The organism is Sphingobium sp. 15-1, assembly GCF_013375535.1.
GTDB lineage: Bacteria > Pseudomonadota > Alphaproteobacteria > Sphingomonadales > Sphingomonadaceae > Sphingobium > Sphingobium aromaticivastans.
Genome location: NZ_JABXJG010000001.1, coordinates 1,747,508 through 1,765,371 on the forward strand (window position 1 = coordinate 1,747,508; position 17,864 = coordinate 1,765,371).

General features: G+C 64.7%; 11 protein-coding genes. 6 read left to right on the forward strand and 5 right to left on the reverse strand.

Annotated features, from left to right (window positions below; translation table 11 throughout):
• Window positions 1-11: 11 nt before the first annotated feature.
• The gene (locus tag HUK72_RS08215) at window positions 12-479 is read right to left on the reverse strand and encodes an Lrp/AsnC family transcriptional regulator (protein ID WP_336950532.1); all 468 of its coding nucleotides are present in this window, start codon (window positions 477-479) and stop codon (window positions 12-14) included.
• A 127-nt stretch (window positions 480-606) separates the two neighbouring features.
• Between HUK72_RS08215 and HUK72_RS08220 the strand changes: the two genes are divergently transcribed.
• The 4 genes from HUK72_RS08220 to HUK72_RS08235 all read left to right on the forward strand — a co-directional run bounded on the left by HUK72_RS08220 (window position 607) and on the right by HUK72_RS08235 (window position 7,751).
• Window positions 607-2,949: a transketolase gene (locus HUK72_RS08220; protein ID WP_176596353.1), complete on the forward strand. Its 2,343-nt coding sequence runs from the start codon at window positions 607-609 to the stop codon at window positions 2,947-2,949.
• Between the two features lies 1 nt (window position 2,950).
• The gene (locus HUK72_RS08225; RefSeq protein ID WP_176596354.1) at window positions 2,951-4,210 is read left to right on the forward strand and encodes a pyruvate dehydrogenase complex dihydrolipoamide acetyltransferase; all 1,260 of its coding nucleotides are present in this window, start codon (window positions 2,951-2,953) and stop codon (window positions 4,208-4,210) included.
• A 30-nt stretch (window positions 4,211-4,240) separates the two neighbouring features.
• Window positions 4,241-5,992 carry a biosynthetic-type acetolactate synthase large subunit gene (gene ilvB / locus HUK72_RS08230; RefSeq protein ID WP_176596355.1) on the forward strand — a complete coding sequence of 584 codons (1,752 nt, stop codon included), beginning with the start codon at window positions 4,241-4,243 and terminating at the stop codon, window positions 5,990-5,992.
• 235 nt (window positions 5,993-6,227) lie between these two features.
• Window positions 6,228-7,751 (forward strand): amino acid permease, encoded by a 1,524-nt coding sequence (locus tag HUK72_RS08235; RefSeq protein WP_176596356.1) that lies wholly within the window; start codon window positions 6,228-6,230, stop codon window positions 7,749-7,751.
• Window positions 7,752-7,755: 4 nt separating this feature from the next.
• On the opposite strand, the gene HUK72_RS08240 is transcribed toward HUK72_RS08235, so the two are convergent.
• The 4 genes from HUK72_RS08240 to HUK72_RS08255 form a co-directional block, all read right to left on the reverse strand.
• The gene (locus tag HUK72_RS08240) at window positions 7,756-8,895 is read right to left on the reverse strand and encodes a carbohydrate porin (protein ID WP_176596357.1); all 1,140 of its coding nucleotides are present in this window, start codon (window positions 8,893-8,895) and stop codon (window positions 7,756-7,758) included.
• Entirely contained in the window at window positions 8,892-9,488 is a 597-nt protein-coding gene (locus HUK72_RS08245; RefSeq protein ID WP_176596358.1) for an FMN-binding negative transcriptional regulator, read from the reverse strand. The genes HUK72_RS08240 and HUK72_RS08245 overlap by 4 nt, the downstream gene beginning before the upstream one ends.
• Window positions 9,485-10,420: an alpha/beta hydrolase gene (locus tag HUK72_RS08250; RefSeq protein ID WP_176596359.1), complete on the reverse strand. Its 936-nt coding sequence runs from the start codon at window positions 10,418-10,420 to the stop codon at window positions 9,485-9,487. The genes HUK72_RS08245 and HUK72_RS08250 overlap by 4 nt, the downstream gene beginning before the upstream one ends.
• Before the next feature lie 106 nt (window positions 10,421-10,526).
• Window positions 10,527-11,759 (reverse strand): PepSY domain-containing protein, encoded by a 1,233-nt coding sequence (locus HUK72_RS08255; protein WP_218035930.1) that lies wholly within the window; start codon window positions 11,757-11,759, stop codon window positions 10,527-10,529.
• Window positions 11,760-12,040: 281 nt separating this feature from the next.
• Between HUK72_RS08255 and HUK72_RS08260 the strand changes: the two genes are divergently transcribed.
• Entirely contained in the window at window positions 12,041-14,278 is a 2,238-nt protein-coding gene (locus tag HUK72_RS08260; RefSeq protein ID WP_176596361.1) for a TonB-dependent siderophore receptor, read from the forward strand.
• 200 nt (window positions 14,279-14,478) lie between these two features.
• Complete coding sequence (locus tag HUK72_RS08265) at window positions 14,479-17,835, forward strand: amidohydrolase family protein (protein WP_218035931.1); 3,357 nt, start codon at window positions 14,479-14,481, stop codon at window positions 17,833-17,835.
• Window positions 17,836-17,864: the final 29 nt, after the last annotated feature.

A 17,864-nucleotide genomic window follows, 5' to 3' on the forward strand; every position in this document is an offset into this window, starting at 1 on the left:
CAAGTCTGGCGTCAGATCGGCAGCGCGGTCTTGTAGACCACGGGCCGCAGCGCGAAACTGGTTGTCAATTGCGAGACTCCTTCGATCCGGGTGAGCTTGTAGCGCAGGAAATTTTCGAAAGCCTTCAAATCCTCGACCACCAGCCGAAGCTGATAATCGGAATCTCCGCTCATCAGATAGCATTCCATGACTTCGGGAAATTGGGCGACCGCTTCTTCGAAGATGGTGAGATGGCGGTCATCCTGCTGGTCCAGTCGGATGCGCACGAACGCGGTCACGCCCAGTCCCAACTGGTCGGGGTCCACCAACGCCACATAGCGGGTGATGACGCCCTGCGCCTCCAACTGCTTCAATCGCCGCAGGCAGGGACTGGGCGACAGGCCGACCTTTTCGGACAGCTCCAAATTGGTCATCCGCCCGTCCGCCTGCAACTCCGCCAGCATCCGTCGGTCCAAATCGTCCAGCAGGGCATTTGGCACAATATACTCCATATCATCAAAGAACAGAAATTATATGCCAAGTTCATAGTGTCATGCGCATAAATTCGCAAGGACTCTCCCTGCCCCCTTGGCTTAGATTGGACTGACAGACCCTTTAGGAAGCCCCATGGCAGACATATTCTCTCAAGACCGGCAGTCCCTCGTCAACTCGCTGGAGCAACTCGACACGCGCTTGCGCTGGCTGTCGTCCTGGATGATCCACAACGCCAATCATATTCGTCCCAAAACCGATGCCATGAAAGTGGGCGGGCATCAGGCGAGTTGCGCGTCGATGACGGCGATCATGTCCGCCCTCTACTTCCACGCGCTGCGCCCGCAGGACAAGGTCGCCGTGAAGCCGCATGCCGGCCCGGTCCTGCACGCGATCCATTATCTGCTGGGGCAACAGTCGCTCGACAAGATGCAACGATTTCGTGGGCTTGGCGGCGTGCAGAGCTATCCCAGCCGTACGAAGGACGCGATCCCCGTCGACTTCTCCACCGGATCGGTCGGCCTGGGCGTCGCCGTCACCGCCTTCACCAGCCTGGTCCAAGACTATCTGATCGCCCATGGCCAGGTGAAGGAGGAAGATGCCGGCCGCATGATCGCGTTGATGGGCGACGCGGAACTGGATGAGGGCAATATCTACGAATGTCTGATCGAGGGATATAAGCATGATCTGCGCAATTGCTGGTGGATCGTCGACTATAACCGGCAGTCGCTGGACGCGACGACCGCCGATCGCATGTTCCGCCGTTTCGACGACATATTCGAAACCTGCGGCTGGCGCGTCGTCACGCTGAAATTCGGCAAGCTGCAACAGGCCGCGTTCAAGCGTCCGGGCGGCCAATCGATCGAACAGTGGATCGACAATTGTCCGAACGCGGACTATGCGGCGCTGACCTATCAGGGCGGCGCGGCCTGGCGCGACCGGCTGATGGCCGACATCGGGGACAAGCCCCATGTGAAGAAGCTGCTCGACAGCTATGACGACCCGGCGCTGGCCGCGCTGATGACCAATCTGGGCGGCCATTGCATCGAGTCGCTGGTCGAGGCGTTCGACGGCGCGAACGACAACAGGCCCACCCTGTTCATAGCCTATACCGTCAAGGGCTTCGGCCTGCCGCTGGCCGGCCACAAGGACAATCATTCCGGCATGATGAACCCGGCCCAGATGGAGCAGTTCCGCGCCAGCCTGGGCGTACCCGAGGGGCAGGAATGGGAGCGCTGGGGCGGTCTTGGCGACAATGCCGCGACGCAGTTGCAGGCGTTCGTGGACGCCAGCCCGATCGCGCGCAAGCTGGCCGAGCCGGTTGCCGAACCGGTTCCGGTGCCGGCCAGCCTGCGCGCGCCCGACGGCGCCGAGCAATCGACGCAAGCCGCCTTCGGCCGCATCCTGCTGGACCTCGCCAAATCGGGCGAGCCGCTGGCCGACCGCATCGTCACCACCGCGCCCGACGTCACCCAGACGACCAACCTGGGCGCCTTCGTCAACCAGCGCGGCCTGTTCCGCCGGCAGGAGCTGGCCGACGTCTTCCACAAGGCGAAGATTCCTTCGGCGCAGAAATGGTCGCAGCATGCGGCGGGCCAGCATATCGAGCTGGGCATTGCGGAGAACAACTTCTTCATCATGCTGACCTCGCTGGGTCTGGCCGCCCCGCATTTCGGCACGCGGCTGCTGCCTGTCGGCACGGTCTATGACCCGTTCATTTCGCGCGGGCTCGATGCGCTCAACTATGGCTGCTACCAGGACGCCCGCTTCCTGCTGGTCGGCACGCCGTCCGGCCTCACCCTGGCGGCGGAGGGCGGCGCGCACCAGTCGATCAACACGCCGCTGATCGCCATGGGCCAACCCAACCTCACCTATTTCGAACCGGCCTATGCCGACGAGGTGACGGCGATGATGGCCTTCGCCTTCGATCATATGCAGCAGCCCGACGGCAGCTCGGTCTATCTGCGCCTGTCGACTCGTTCCATCCCGCAAATCAAGCGCGAGGATGACGGCTGGAAGGCGGACGCGATCAAGGGCGGCTACTGGCTGCGCAAGCCGGCGCAGGGCGCGGAAGCGGCGATCGTCTTCACCGGCGTCGTCGCGCCCGAGGCGCTGGCGGCATGGGAAGAATTGTCGGAGGATATTCCGGGCCTGGGCCTGCTGAACGTCACCTCCCCCGACTTGCTGCATCGCGACTGGTCGGCGCGGCGCGCGGCGCGCTGGACCGATGATTCCCCCCAGCCCTGCCATGCCGAAACGCTGCTGTCCGCGCTGGCGCCGGGCGCGGGCCTGGTGACCGTGCTCGACGGCTCGCCCGGCGCCCTGTCCTGGCTGGGCGGGGTCAAGGGCATGCGGGTCAGCCCGCTCGGCACCGACCGTTTCGGCCAGACCGGCAACCTGCCCGACCTCTATCGCACCTATCGCCTGGACAGCGACGCCATCGTCGAAGCCGCTGCCGAACTTTTCATGGGAAACTGACATGACAATCGAACTGAAGATGCCGGCGCTCTCCCCGACGATGGAAAAGGGCACGCTGGCCAAGTGGCTGGTGGCCGAAGGGGACATGGTGAAGCCCGGCGACATGATCGCGGAGATCGAGACCGACAAGGCCACCATGGAATTCGAAGCGATCGACGGGGGCCGGGTCGCCAGTCTGGTGATAGCCGAGGGCACGGTCGACGTTCCGGTCGGCACCGTGATCGCCATGCTGGCCGAAGATGGCGAGGCAGCGTCCGAACCGGCCGTCGCAGCAGCGGCGCCCGTCGCCGTCCCTGCCGCCGCGCCGGCCGCTCCCGTCGCACCACAGCATGCGCCGGAGGTGACGGCGCCCCGCGCGCGCCTGTCCCCGGCCGACAAGGTCCGCGTCAGCCCGCTGGCCCAGCGCATCGCGGAAGCCAAGGGAATCGGCCTGACCGGCATCATCGGCACCGGACCCAATGGCCGGATCGTCCGCGCGGACCTGGGCATTGGCCCGCTCGTCGCGCCGCCCCCGGCCCCTGCAACGGCCCCTGCTGCTCCCATCGCCGTCATCGCCCCGCCGCCCGCCGGCGTGCCGGTCGTGACCGAAAAGCTCAGCTCCATGCGCAGGACGATCGCCCGGCGCCTGACCGAGAGCAAGCAAACGGTGCCACACTTCTACCTGACCGCGCGCTGCAATCTGGACCCGCTGCTCAAGCTGCGCGGCGAGCTGAATGCGGGCCTTGCGGCACGGGGCATCAAGCTCAGCGTCAACGACCTCCTCATCAAGGCGATGGCGATGGCGCTGATCGAGGTGCCCGACGCCAACGTCCAGTTCGGCGGCGAGGAACTGCACCGCTTTTCCCGCGTGGACATTTCCATGGCCGTCGCCATCGACGGCGGGCTCATCACGCCCATCATCAAGGACGCGGGCGCGCTGTCCGTGTCGGCCATCGCCACCGCCAGCAAGGCGCTGGCGGCAAAGGCCCGCGACGGCAAGCTGGCGCCGGAGGATTATCAGGGCGGCACCGCGTCCATCTCCAACCTCGGCATGTTCGGCATCGACGAGATGTTCCCGGTCATCAACCCGCCCCAGGCGCTGATCCTGGGCATCGGCGCGGGCGTCGAGCAGCCGTGGAAGGTCGACGGCCAGATCGGCCTGGCCACCATCATGGCGGCCACGGCCAGCTTCGACCATCGCGCCATCGACGGCGCGGTCGCGGCGCAATTCATGGCCGCGTTCCGCACCTTGGTCGAACAGCCGATGCTGATCGTCGGCTGATATACCATAGCGGCGGGATCGGGGACTATCATGAACGAGTTGACCGGCGCGCAGATCATCCTGCGGACATTGGCCGATCTGGGCGTCGATGTGATCTTCGGCTATCCGGGCGGCGCGGTGCTCCCCATCTATGACGAGCTGCTGCACCAACATGCCATCCGCCATGTGCTGGTCCGGCACGAAGCGGGCGCGGCGCATGCGGCCGAAGGATATGCCCGCGCAACGGGCAAGCCCGGCGTCGTGCTGGTGACGTCGGGGCCCGGCGTCACCAACATCGTGACGGGCCTTGCAGACGCGTTCATGGATTCGATCCCGCTGATCGCCATCAGCGGCCAGGTGCCGACCCATCTGATCGGTACCGACGCCTTCCAGGAGTGCGACACGGTCGGCATCACCCGCCACTGCACCAAGCATAATTATCTGGTGAAGACGACGGACCGGGTGGAGGCCGTGCTGCACGAGGCGCATGCGATCGCATCGACCGGACGCCCCGGCCCCGTCCTGATCGACATACCACGCGACGTACAGGTCCGCAGGGCGCCCTATCCTTCGCCGCAACCGCGTGTCGCGATACCTCCGTCCCGTCGGCCCGCAGTCGAAGGCGCCGCCGATGCCATCGCGCATGCCCTCGCGATGATTGCGGATGCGCAGCGGCCGATCCTCTACACCGGCGGCGGCGTCATCAATGCGGGACCGCAGGCAGCCGACGCGCTGCGCATCCTTGCCGAACGAACCGGCGCGCCGGTCACATCGACCTTGATGGGCCTTGGCGCCTTTCCCGCATCCTCCCCGCAATGGCTGGGCATGCTCGGCATGCACGGCACCTATGAAGCCAATTGGGCGATGCACGACGCGGATCTGATCGTCGCTATCGGGGCGCGTTTCGACGATCGCGTCACTGGCCGGATCGACGCGTTCGCGCCCCATGCGCGCAAGATCCACATCGACATCGACCGCAGTTCCATCGGCAAGAATGTGAAGGTGGACCTTGGCATCGTCGCAGATGCCGGGGCCGCACTGTCGGCTATCAACGACCTCTGGATGGCATCGGGCCGGCGCGGCCGAAACCTGGCGCCCTGGTGGCAGCAGATCGCGCAATGGCGTGCCGTCGATTGCCTGGCTTATGAGAATGCCTCCCCCGACATGGCGCCGCAGCTCGCCTTGTCCACGCTCTGGAGCGCCATCCGCGAGCGGTCCCCCATCATCACCACCGATGTCGGACAGCATCAGATGTGGGCGGCCCAGCATCTGGGGTTCGATCAGCCCAATAAATGGCTGACGAGCGGCGGCCTTGGCACCATGGGCTATGGCCTGCCCGCCGCCATCGGTGCGCAGGTCGGCTATCCCGATGCCCTTGTCGTCGGCATAACCGGCGACGCATCCTTCCAGATGAACATGCAAGAGATGGCGACGGCCGTTCAATATCGGCTACCGATCAAGATGTTCATGCTGAACAACCGCCATCTCGGCATGGTCCGGCAATTGCAGGATGTCGGCTATGGCGGTCGCTATGCGGAATCCTATTCGGAATCGCTGCCGGACTTTGCAATCATGGCAGAAGCCTATGGCTGGACCGGCTGGACCATCGATCGGGCGGAAGAACTTGGCGAAGGCATCGCAGCCATGCTGGCGACCCCAGGACCGGTGCTGGTGGATTGCAGGGTCGCAAAGCTCGACAATTGCTATCCCATGATCCCCGGCGGAGCGGCGCATACCGACATGCTGCTCGGCCGGCGCACCGACACATCGCAGGATTTCGTAATTGATGAGACCGCCGTGTGATGCCGTATCCGGGGCCTGACACCGGCCAATTCCGACCCCGATTCAATTCTGGCCCCGGATTGCCGTCCGCTATAGTGTCGGAAAATATGGTTCGTCCCCCTTCCCATAGCGCAACGCAGAGGCCTGCTTCAGCGCAAGAGGCCCGATCCCGACAGAATCATGTCCGTTTCCTCGGGCAGCGGTTAGACAAGCTTCTAGGCTGGCTGCGGCAACAGGTCAGGAAGGGACTTTTCGCATGATCGCCAAGCAGAGTGCCTATCTTGTTCGAAAGTCGCTGGATTCGGTTCGCGCGGATGCCGCCAATACGGGACTGCGCCGGACTTTGGGGCCTGTGCAACTGGTCCTGATCGGCATCGGGTGCATCATCGGAGCCGGGGTCTATGTGATGACCGGGACGGCGGCGGCCAATTATGCCGGCCCGGCGGTGGTCCTGTCCTTCGCCATTGCAGGCATGGCCTGCGCGCTGACGGGCCTATGCTATGCCGAGCTGAGTTCGGTCCTGCCGGTATCGGGCGCCTCCTATACCTATGCCTATACCGCGCTGGGGGAAGTCTTCGCCTGGGCGCTCGGATGGATGCTGATGCTGGAGTTCGGGCTTGCGGGCTCCGCATTGGCGGTCGGCTTTTCGGGCTATCTGCAAAGCCTGCTGGGCGATTTCGGCGTCCATCTGCCGGCGGCGATCGCAACGCCGTTCATTCGCGGCACGGTGACGCCGGGGGGCATGGATTTCACTTTCGGACCGTCGCTCAACCTGGTCGCGCTGGCGAGCCTGGTGGTCGTCTGCCTCATCCTCATCCGCGGCGTCGCGCATTCGGCGGCGGTCAACACGCTGCTCGTCATCATCAAGATGAGCGTGCTGATCGGCTTCGTGGCCGTGGGCCTCAGCCATGTCGATACGCATAACTGGACGCCGTTCATCCCCGCGAACGAGGGCGGGTTCCGCTATGGCGTGCCGGGCGTCATCCGCGCCGCGTCGATCCTGTTCTTCGCCTATCTGGGCTTCGAGTCCGTCGCCACCGCCGCGTCGGAGGCGCGCACGCCGCAGCTCGACATTCCGGTCGGCATATTGGGCGCGCTGATCGTCAGCACGCTGATCTACGCCGCCGTCGCGCTGGTGATGACCGGCCTCATCCCCTTCCGCGAACTGAACGTGCCCGATCCGATCGCGGTGGCCGTGTCGGCCATCGGCATCCCGGTGGTGGCGCTGATCATCAAGGTAGGGGCGCTGACCGGCCTGGGATCGGTGCTGCTGGTCAACAGCTATGGCCAATCGCGCATCTGCTTCGCCATGGCATGCGACGGCCTGCTGCCCAGGGGGTTCGCCGCCATCCATCCGCGCTTCGCGACGCCCGTGTTCGGGACGATCGCGGTCACGGGCATTTCCGGCATTGCCGCCGCGCTGCTGCCGATCACGCTGCTCGCTGATCTGGTCAGCATCGGCACCGCCTTCGTCTTCATCGTCGTCGCCATCAGCGTGATGTGGCTGCGCTCCAGCCATCCCGACCTGAACCGCCCCTTCCGCGTGCCGTTGGGAGGCATTTGGGTGAAGGGTTTCTGGATCGGCGTGATCCCGGCATTGGCGCTGCTCTTCTGCCTGCTGATGATGGGGCCGGTGCTGCTCGACATATTCGGCAAGGCGATTGACGGCGAATGGATTCCGATGGCGATCCTGGTCGGCTATATTCTGGTCGGCATCGCCATCTATTTGGGGTTCGGCCGCCACCATAGCCGCGCCCGCGCCGCATTGGCCGCCGCCTGACCGTTCAGAACAGCGTGAGGTGAACGCGCATCCCGGCGACGATCGCATCGCGCCGGGATGGATTCCAGCCGGGATGGACGACATATTGCACATCCGGCTGAAGCGATATGCGCGGATGGACGCGATGCGCATAGCTGAGTTCGATGGCGGTTTCGGCGCGGCGCAGACCCTCCGCCTGCCGCGCTGGATCGCCCAGCCGGGCATGCGCGAAGGCAAGGCCAATGCGGCGATCCTCCGTCCCGAAGGTCGCGCCACCGCCCAGATAAAGGCCAATCGGATTCACCGCATCCGACGCGACACCGATGCGCAACCAGCCGCCCAGTTCCGCCGCGCCCCGCCGCGCCAACGGGCCTTCGACGAGCGCATAGACGCCCTGACTTTTGCCGGTCCTGCCGGTCGCATCGATGCGGGGGAAGCGTGGCGTATAGCGCCAGGCCCCGATCTGCAATTCGCTGTCCCCGCCGATCGCGATGTCGACTTCACTTACCATGAGCAGGCCAGTCGTGCCGGGAAAACGCACAACCGTGCGTCCCGGATGATCGGGATCGCCCGCCACCGCGTCGAACAGGCCCAGGCGCCCGGTCCATCCCCGCCCTTGCCACTGCGCGGTCACGGCGCTGGCGCTGGTGGGGAAGATCGAAGGACCATTTAAACCGCTCTGCGAGACATCGGGCGCGATGCCATGCGAACTGTTGAGGAAGAAGGCCCCATAGCGCTGAACGTCGAAATCGACGTTGAGGTCGATCAGGCCAAGCTTAAGCGCCCCCTGCCCCGCATCACCGAAGGGCAAGGCGAGATAGGCCTCCATCGGCCGCAGCGCGGACACCGCGTCGATATTGCTGACGACCTGCGCGTCCCCGACCAGATCGTTGGAAAGCGAATGGCCATGGACATATTGCAGGTCAACATGCAGCCGGGCGCCAGCGACGCCAACGGCCGACGCATCGGCGTCGAAGATGACGCCCAGCTTCCCCATGACCCGCGCGCCGGTCTTGATCCCCCCGCGCAGATTGGCGAAAGCGTCGCTGAGATAATAGCCGTCCAGCTCGACCGGCGCTGGGCCATCCTCCTGAGCCGCTGCCGGCATCGGCGCAGCGCCGGCCATGACGCCCGCGCACAGCCCGGAGAGCAGGCCCCTCATCATGCGCGGTCCACGGCATCCTTCATCCAGGCGGCGATCGGATGATCGCCAAGGCCGGTCAGTATTTCACCGAACACCGCCGGTTTTTCGTCCTGCCCCAATTTGAAACGGGCAGAGACGCCGGTGATCGTGGCGCGGAAGCCGATGACCCGCCGCTTCAGGCTTTCATAGCGTGCGCCCATTTGCGCCACCGTCCAGGGATCGGCTTGGTCCCGCTCCATATGCGCGACGGTGCAGCGCAGCGCTTCATCGGTCAGCCCTTCATCCAGGGCCACGTCCGCCGTCAGCTTGGCGACCGCGAAATTCCAGGTCGGCGCCCAATCCTTGTCGGTCAGCCAGGCGGGGCTGATATAAGCATGCGGTCCATGGAACAGGAACAGCGCACTAGAATCGGCGCGCAAGGCCGCGACGGCAGGATGCGCCAGCGGCAGATGCCCCAGCAGCGAACGCAGCGTCCCGTCCGTATCCGATTCCAGCAGCACCGGCATGGGCGTCGCCAGTGCGGGATCGGCCAGCGGCATCACCCAGGCCAGTGGATAGCCGTCGATCAACCGCGCAAGATCGTCCGGATGGACCTGATCGAATGGACCGCTCATGCCAAACGCTCCTTCAGCCAGCCTGCGGCATCGTCCAGCGCCCGGCGCGCCAGCGGGGAAATGCGCATCGCCTCCAGGAAGCTGTGCGTCGCCCCGGCATAGGTTTCGGCCCGCACGGCGTTGCCCGCTTCGGCCAGACGGCGGGCCATCTCATGATTTTCATCCGCCAATATGTCGCACTCCGCGATGCACAGAAATGCCGGCGGCAGGCCGTGCAGATCGGCCAGCAACGGCCGGGCCAGCGGATCAGCCGTGTCGATCGGGCCGCCGAGATAATCGGACCAGAAATCCATCATCTCCGCCGTGGTCAGCATATAGGCGTCGCCGTCATAAAGCTCATGCGAGGCGCGCAACTGATTGTCGAAAGCGCCGTAATTAAGCAGCAGGGCCTTCACATCGTCCCGTCCCGCGTCCCGCAACCGCAGCGCGGTCGCGAGGCTGAGATTGGCACCCGCCGAATCGCCGCCGATCGCCACCCTTCCGGCGTCGAGCCCATGGGCCATGCCCTCCGCGCGCAGCCAGTCCAGCACCTGGCCGATGTCGTCGAGCGGCCGGGGAAAGTGGGTTTCGGGCGCCAGGCTATAATCGATGCCGACCACCGCGCAGCCGGCGCGCGCCGCATATTCGCGCATCAGCCGGTCATGCGTGTCGAGGCTGAACAGCACCCAGCCGCCGCCGTGCAGATAGACCAGCACGGGCAGGCGCTCATCGCCGGTCGGACGGTGGATGCGGATGGGAACCTCATCCCGGCCCACGCGCAAATCCTGCGTGCGCGCCATCAGCGGTCCGCCGGTCCGCCACGGCAGACGCACCTTTTCGGCTACGGCGCGGCGCATCGCGACATCGGCATAGCCGGAGGCCGACAGCGCGGCATAGGCCGCCGAGGTTTCGCGGTGGAAGGTCCGAATGTCGGGATCGACGTCGTCGACCATGTCCGTCTCCCTCTGGAATGTCACCTTGGCGCTCCCGCCCGGTTGGGTTGAACTGTCCATGCGGCATGGCCCAGGCCGGGGCGGCGCGCCTGCGCATGCGGGTCAATCACTGTTCGATCCGGGCACGCGCAGCTTGCGCCTGTGCTGCCCGGGCCTGGGCTTTCGCCATCGCGACGCGGGATGCGCGCTTCTTCCACCAGACATAGAAGCCAGTGACGCACATCTCCAATGTCGCCAGGCCCAGCAGGAATATGATGGCGATCGTCACATTGCCGGCCACCTTGCCACTGTGCACGGGATAGAGGATGCGCAGCATCACCAGACCGGCGCTGTCGTCATAGGGATTGACCTCATGCGCGAGCGCGCCGGTCCGGGCGTCGAAATAATAATAGACGGGGCCCAGCCGATGATAATTGGTGATGCCGTTATCGGTGAAGGTTACGCCGTAGAAATTCCAGTCCGGCCGATAGAGCGCGGTCGCCGGTCGCCAATCGAGCCCATCCTTCGCCGCCTGCACGCGGGCGAGGCGCAGCGCGTCCGTATAATGGAGCGTGGGCCGGGCGCCGTCGGGAAAGGGCGCGGGCTGATCGAAAAGCGGGCGTTTGAGCGGCGCGATCTTCGTCGCCATCGGCGCATAGGCTTCGTCGTAGAAGTTGAACGCCACGGAGGTCAGCGCCAGCAGCGTGATGCCGATCAACAGCCAGAGGCCGCTCGCCCGATGCAGATCGAGCATCAGCCGCCCAAACATGCTGCGGAAGCTGAAGCGCCACATGCGCTTCCAGTTGGCGAAGAAGGGCCGCTTGCGCGGAAAGGTAAGGTAGAAGCCGACGAAATTGCTGATGAGCCAGGCAAGCGCGACCACCCCCATCAGCCAGCGGCCCCAGTCGCCCGCCAGCAGCCGGTAATGGAGGTCGAGCAGACCGGCGGTGAATTGCCGCCGGTCCCATCCCGGCGCGGTCGACCGGCCGCCGATCGGGTCGCCGCTTTCCCGGTCCAGAAAAAGCTGATCCTGCTCCGGAGCCGGTTTGCCGGGCGCGGCGGCGACCGAGACCGGGATGTTCCGATCGGCTGGCACAATGACCGGCACGGATGTCAGTTGGAGCGCCGGATGGGTACGGGCGAAACGGTCGGCGGCGATCAGCGGATCGACCGGACGGGCCGCTGGAGCTGCACGCGCGAACAAGTCGGCGTTCAGCATCTCGTCGAGCGGCTGGTTGAAGCACAGCAGACAACCGGTCAGCGCGGCAAGGCCCAGGAAGAAAAGGGACGCCAGACCCAGATAGCGATGGATCTGGACCCACAATTGTCCCGCGACGGCCGGATTCTGCTTTGCCTTCATCACCATCGGAACCCCGGTTTGTGTCTGCCGGCATCTAAGCATGTGGAGCGGGCAATAACCTTGTGCGCCGGATCGCTTGCTGTCGCAAACGGGTCACAGTCACCGAAGCATTTATTTTCCCGACCGAAAATCAATCGAAAGAGGCGCAGAAACATTTTATGAAACACGTGTTGGCCGGAACGCAACATTATGTGGCCCAAATACCAAAGCGGCGAAACGCTTTGGGCGTACCGTAACAGAAACAAAAAAGTCAGGGACCAGCAACTTTAGGGGGATCAGAGATGAAATTCGGCACCCATGCATCTGGCAAGGCTCAGCGGACCGTTCGGAAGGCGCTGCTATGCGGCGCAGCCGTGGCGCTGCTCCCGGCCGTGGCCCTCGCCCAACAGCAAGCGGACAATGGCGCGACGCTCGGCACCAGCCGCACGACCATCGACGGGCAGGACGTCATCATCGTGACCGCCCGCAACTATGTGCCCGAAGGCAGCCAGACCGCGTCGAAGGCGGACATCCCACTGATCGAGACGCCGCAGTCCATCTCCGTCATCACCCGCGACCAGATCGACCTATTGAACTTCGTCGATGCGCAGCAGGCGGTGCGCTATACGTCCGGCGTATTCGGTGAAAGCTATGGCCCCGACCTGCGCTTCGACTTCCTGACCGTGCGTGGCTTCACGCCGAAGGAATATATGGACGGGCTGGCGACGCCCAACTCCACCTCCATCTCCAGCGTAGGCGTCGATCTCTACGCCTTCCAGTCGCTCGACGTGCTGAAGGGGCCAGCGTCGGTGCTGTACGGCTCCTCGCCTCCGGGCGGTCTCACCAACGAGACCAGCCGCCGCGCCAGCAACGAGTTCGGCGGTGAATTGGGCGTCAAATATGGCACGGACGATTATGCCCAGGTCGCGGGCACCGTCACCGGGCCGGTCAACGACATGCTCGATGTCCGCTTCACTGGCCTGTATCGCAATCGCGATGCAGAGCGTGATCTGGTGCATGCCGAGCGTGTGCTCGTCGCGCCGACCGCGACGCTGAAACTGGGATCGTCCACGAAGCTGACGCTGCTCGGTTACTATCAATATGATACGGTGCGGGGCGACACGAACGGCTTCCTGCCGGTCTATGGCACGCTGCTCGACAATCCGGTCGGCAAGGTGTCGCGCCACGTCAATCTGGGCGATCCGCATAATCTCTACAAGCGCCGCCAATGGGGCGCGGGCTGGGACTTCAGCCATGAATTCGGCAACGTCACCTTCCGGTCCAACACCAAATGGACCCGCTATCACGAGGATACGCCGACTGGCATCTATGGCAGCATCGGCGTCGTCGACAATAATTTCGACGGCACGCCTGACGATTATCGCACCGTGGGACAGTCGAACTTCACCTATAAGGAGAATGTACGCAGCTTCGCCACCGACAACCGGATCGACGCAAAGCTGACGACTGGCCCGATCGAACATAATCTGATTGCGGGCGTCGACTATCGCAACACCTTCAACGACTCCGCCTACACGTTCAACTACGGTATCGGCACGGTCGATCTGTTCGATCCGGTCTATACCGCCTACAGCGCCGCGACGCTGCGGCCCGGTTACGGCACGCGCTTCAATACGCAATGGCGCAAACAGACCGCCGTCTACGCGCAGGACCATGCCGCCATCGGCAATCTCTATCTGACGGTCAGCGGCCGGTACGACTGGGTGAAGATGAGCTATATGACGCCATTCTTACCGGCGGGCGTCGATACACCGATCACCAGGGAGAAACAGCATAAGTTCACCTGGCGCGCGGGCGCCAACTATGTAACCGACAGCGGCTTCGCGCCTTATGTAAGCTATGCCACCTCCTTCGAGCCGATCGTGGGTACGGACGTGTCCGGCGCAGCCTATAAACCGAGTGCGGGCAAGCAATGGGAAGGCGGTGTCAAATATGATGCGCGAGGTCTGGGTGAAGGCATCAAGCTGCTGATCACGGCGGCCGCGTTTAAGATCAACCAAACCAATGTCGTCAACTCCCAGGTGACGGTTTCGCCCGTAGCGGGCACCCAGTCCGGCGAGGTCGAGGTGAAAGGCGCAGAACTGGAGTTCGTGGCCCGTTTGCACGATCAGCTTTCGATCAACGGCGCCTATAGCTATACTGACAGCGAGGTGAAGAAGAGCAACACCGCGCTCGAGATCGGCGAGCCGTTGCCCGTCACCCCCAAGCACAAGGCTTCGCTGTTCGTCGATTACACGATCCAGAAGGGCGCGCTGGGCGGCCTGGGCTTCGGCTTTGGCGGTCGTTACACCAGCCGCAGCGCGGGCAGTTTGCCAGTGTCCTACGCTCCGATCGTCTATTATGGCGAGGCATCGACACTGTTCGACGCGATCATCCATTATGACCGGCCGGGCTGGCGCTTCGCCGTCAACGGCTCCAACATCTTCGACAAGGTGTATGTAGCGCGTTGTGCCAGCGCGGCGGGCTGTACCTATGGCGCCGGCCGTCAAGTGATCGGCACCGTGACCAAGACCTTCTAAAATGTGTGGGGGTTTGGCTTGGGGACGCGAATTGGGTGGTTCCCGGTCATCGCCTTACTGCGTCACCCCGGACTTGATCCGGGGTCTCGCTCTCTTTCTTCCGTCCGCGCTTGGCCAAAGGCAGCGGGACTCCGGGTCAAGCCCTGGGTGACGGCGAAGAGATGTCAGTTATTAGTCAAATCTCACAAGCCCTTAGGAAGATGGCAGGCATGCGCGGCAGGATCGTTGGAAACCGTCCTGCCGCGCAGGCTTTTGCCATAGCGCTCGTGCTGAGCGCCGCGCCCTTGGCGGCGCATGGCCCCGATGAGTTGGGTGAACCGCCCCTGCCCTTCCTATCCCCGACGCAAGGGCCGTCGGGCACCGGCCCTTCCGGCACAATGGCGCGTCCGCCAGCCAGGCCCGGCCAGACGCTGCCGCTCAAGGGCACGCGCAAGATCCGCTTCGACACGAAAGAACTGACCGCCGCGTCGATCGACCTGTCGCCGGACGGGCGGACGATCGTGCTGGACATGCTGGGCGACATCTATCTGCTCGACGCGCAGGGCGGGCAGGCGCGGCCGATCAGCCGGGGCATGGCCTATGACAGCCAGCCCGTCTTTTCGCCGGACGGGAAGCAGATATTGTTCCTGTCGGACCGGTCGGGCGCGGAAAATCTGTGGGTCATGGATGCCGATGGCGGGTATCCCCGGCAATTGAGCTTCTACGACGAAGATCCGATCTTCGTCTCGCCGGTCTGGGCGCCCGATGGCAGGACCGCCTATGTCAGCCGCTTCTGGCCCGACCGCAACGCCTATGAAAGCTGGCGCTTCACCACTGACGGGACGGACCGGTTCGGCACGGTGCTGCTGCCCAACTGGGCCGATCCGGCGCAGACCGGCGACAAGGTGAGCAGCCTGGGCCTGGCGCCGACCGCCGATGGCCATGCGCTCTATCATGCGACGCTCAAGGGTTCGCCCGATTTCGACACGCTGACAGAATGGCAGATCGCGCGCCGCGATCTGGCCACCGGCAAGGACGAGATCGTGGTGAAGGCGATCGGTGACATCCGCCTCGGCCCCGTACAGTCGAGCGCTTTCCGTCCCATCCTGTCCCATGACGGCCGCACGCTCGCCTACGCGCTGCGCCGGGTGGGCAAGACCTTCCTCCACATCCGCGACATCGACAGCGGCGTGGATCGCGAACTGATCGAAATCGACCATGACCAGCTTCAGGCCTCAGCCTGGAGCGACATGGTGCCGCGTTTCGCCTTCACGCCCGATGACAAGGCGCTGATCATGAATCTGGCCGGGGGGATCAGCCGGATCGACATCTCGACCGGCGCGGCACAGGCCATTCCCTTCTCCGCCTATGTCGACATCGACCTTGCACCGCTCACGCGCCGCCCGATCCGGCAGGAGAGCGGGCCGGTCCGGGCGCGGCTGATCCAGACGCCCGCCCTCTCCCCCGACGGCCATACGGTGGCCTTCTCCGCGCTCGGCCATGTCTATACTGCTCCGGTCGAGGGCAATGCCACACCGCAGCGGATCGACGCCGACGACACGCCGCAATTTCATCCAAGCTGGTCGCCAGACGGCAAGCGCCTGCTCTATGTGACATGGACGGCGCGGGACGGCGGCTTCGTCTGGGAAAAGCCGGTGGACGGCGGCCCGGCGCGGCGGCTGACCGATCGCCCGGCCTTCTATACCCATCCCGTCTTCACTCCGGACGGCGGATCAGTGCTGGTCGTCCGTTCGCCGCAGGCCGACCGGTTGAACAGCTATGTCGAATTCGGCCAGTTGCGCGCTGCCGATCTGGTCAAATTGTCAGCCAGCGCATCGCCGCAAGTCCTGCTGAGCGGCCGGATCGGCGGAACGCCGCATTTCGGGCCCAGGCCGGGCATCGTCCATGTCAATGAAGGCGACGGCGTGCATGCCATCGCGTGGAACGGCCCGGCCAGCGACAGCCTAATGGTGCAGGCAGTCGGGCCGAACTGGTATTTCGCGCAGGGGCCGGCGGCGGCCGACGATATGCGGGTCAGCCCGGACGGCCATTGGGCGCTCGCCCAGATCGCGCAGCAACTGCACCTCTTCGCCATGCCGGACAAGGCGGGGGAGAGCGTGAATCTGTCCGCGCCCGCCGTCCGCCATAGCCGCATGACCGATGTCGGCGCGGACTTTTTCGGCTGGTCTCAGGACGGACGCACCATCTGGTGGTCGGTCGGATCGACGCTGCACCGCCGGGCGCTGGCCGATGTGAGGCTGGAGCCCGCGGGCGCGCCGCCCGGCCCGGCAGATGTCGGAGGACAGGCCCGGCCGCTGGCCGTCGCGGTGCCGCGCGACACGCCTCGCGGCACGCTGCTGCTGCGGGGCGCGCGGGCGATCACCATGAAGGGGGATGAGGTCATCCCCGACGCCGACATATTGATCGTGGACGACCATATCCGCGCCATCGGCAGCCGGGGCAGCTTTCCCGTACCGGCCGATGCGACGATCCGGATGCTGGACGGCGCGACGGTCGTGCCCGGCTTCATCGACATTCACGATCATGTCGCGGACATCCGCCGCGACATATTGGACATGCATAATTGGGGACCGGCGGCGAACCTCGCCTATGGCGTGACGTTGAGCTTCGACCCCTCCTCGCTCAGCATCGACATGCTGGCCTATCAGGATCTGCTCGAGAGCGGGCAGATGATCGGCTCGCGGATCATGACGACGGGACCGGCGCTCTTCTCCTTCAACGATTTCCGTTCCAAGGCGGAGGTGAAGGCGGTGCTGTCGCGCTATCGCGACGATTATCGCCTCGGCAATATCAAGCAATATCGCACCGGCAATCGCCGCACCCGGCAATGGGTGGTGGAGGCGGCGCGGGAGCTGGGCCTCAACCCGACGACAGAGGGCGCGCTGTCGCACAAGCTGGACCTCACCCATATCATCGACGGCTATTCAGGCAATGAACACAGCATTCCGCCGGTCGAACTGCATGAGGATGTGCTGAAGCTCTTCGCGCAGAGCGGCACCAGCTACACGCTGACCTTGCAGATCACCCATGGCGGGACGCCGGCGCAAAATTATTTCATCGCCCGCGACGCGCCGCATGGCGACGCCAAATATGCCCGCTTCGCGCCGAACTGGTTCCGCGACCAGAAATTCTGGCAGCGCGAATGGCGCGATCCGGGCGAATATGTCTTCGCGGACGTTGCGAAGAGCGCCGCCCGCTTCGTCCGGTCGGGCGGGCTGCTGGGCGTCGGCGCCCATGGCGAGGTGCCGGGCCTTGGCACCCATTGGGAGATGCAGGCCTATGCGATGGGCGGCATGACGCCGATGGAGGTGCTGCGCGCCGCGACCATCGGCGGGGCGAAGGCGATCGGCCGGGACGCGGATTTCGGCAGTATCGAGCCGGGCAAATATGCCGACCTCGTGATCCTGGACCTCAACCCGCTGGACGACATCGCCAACACGCTGTCGATCCGGCAAGTGATGAAGAACGGGCGTCTCTACGACGGCAGTAATCTGGACGAAATCTGGCCACGCCAGCAGCCAATGGCGCCCTTCTGGTTCAGCAAACCCGCGCCTTAGAGCGCACCGTGCTCCCGCGAAGGCGGGAG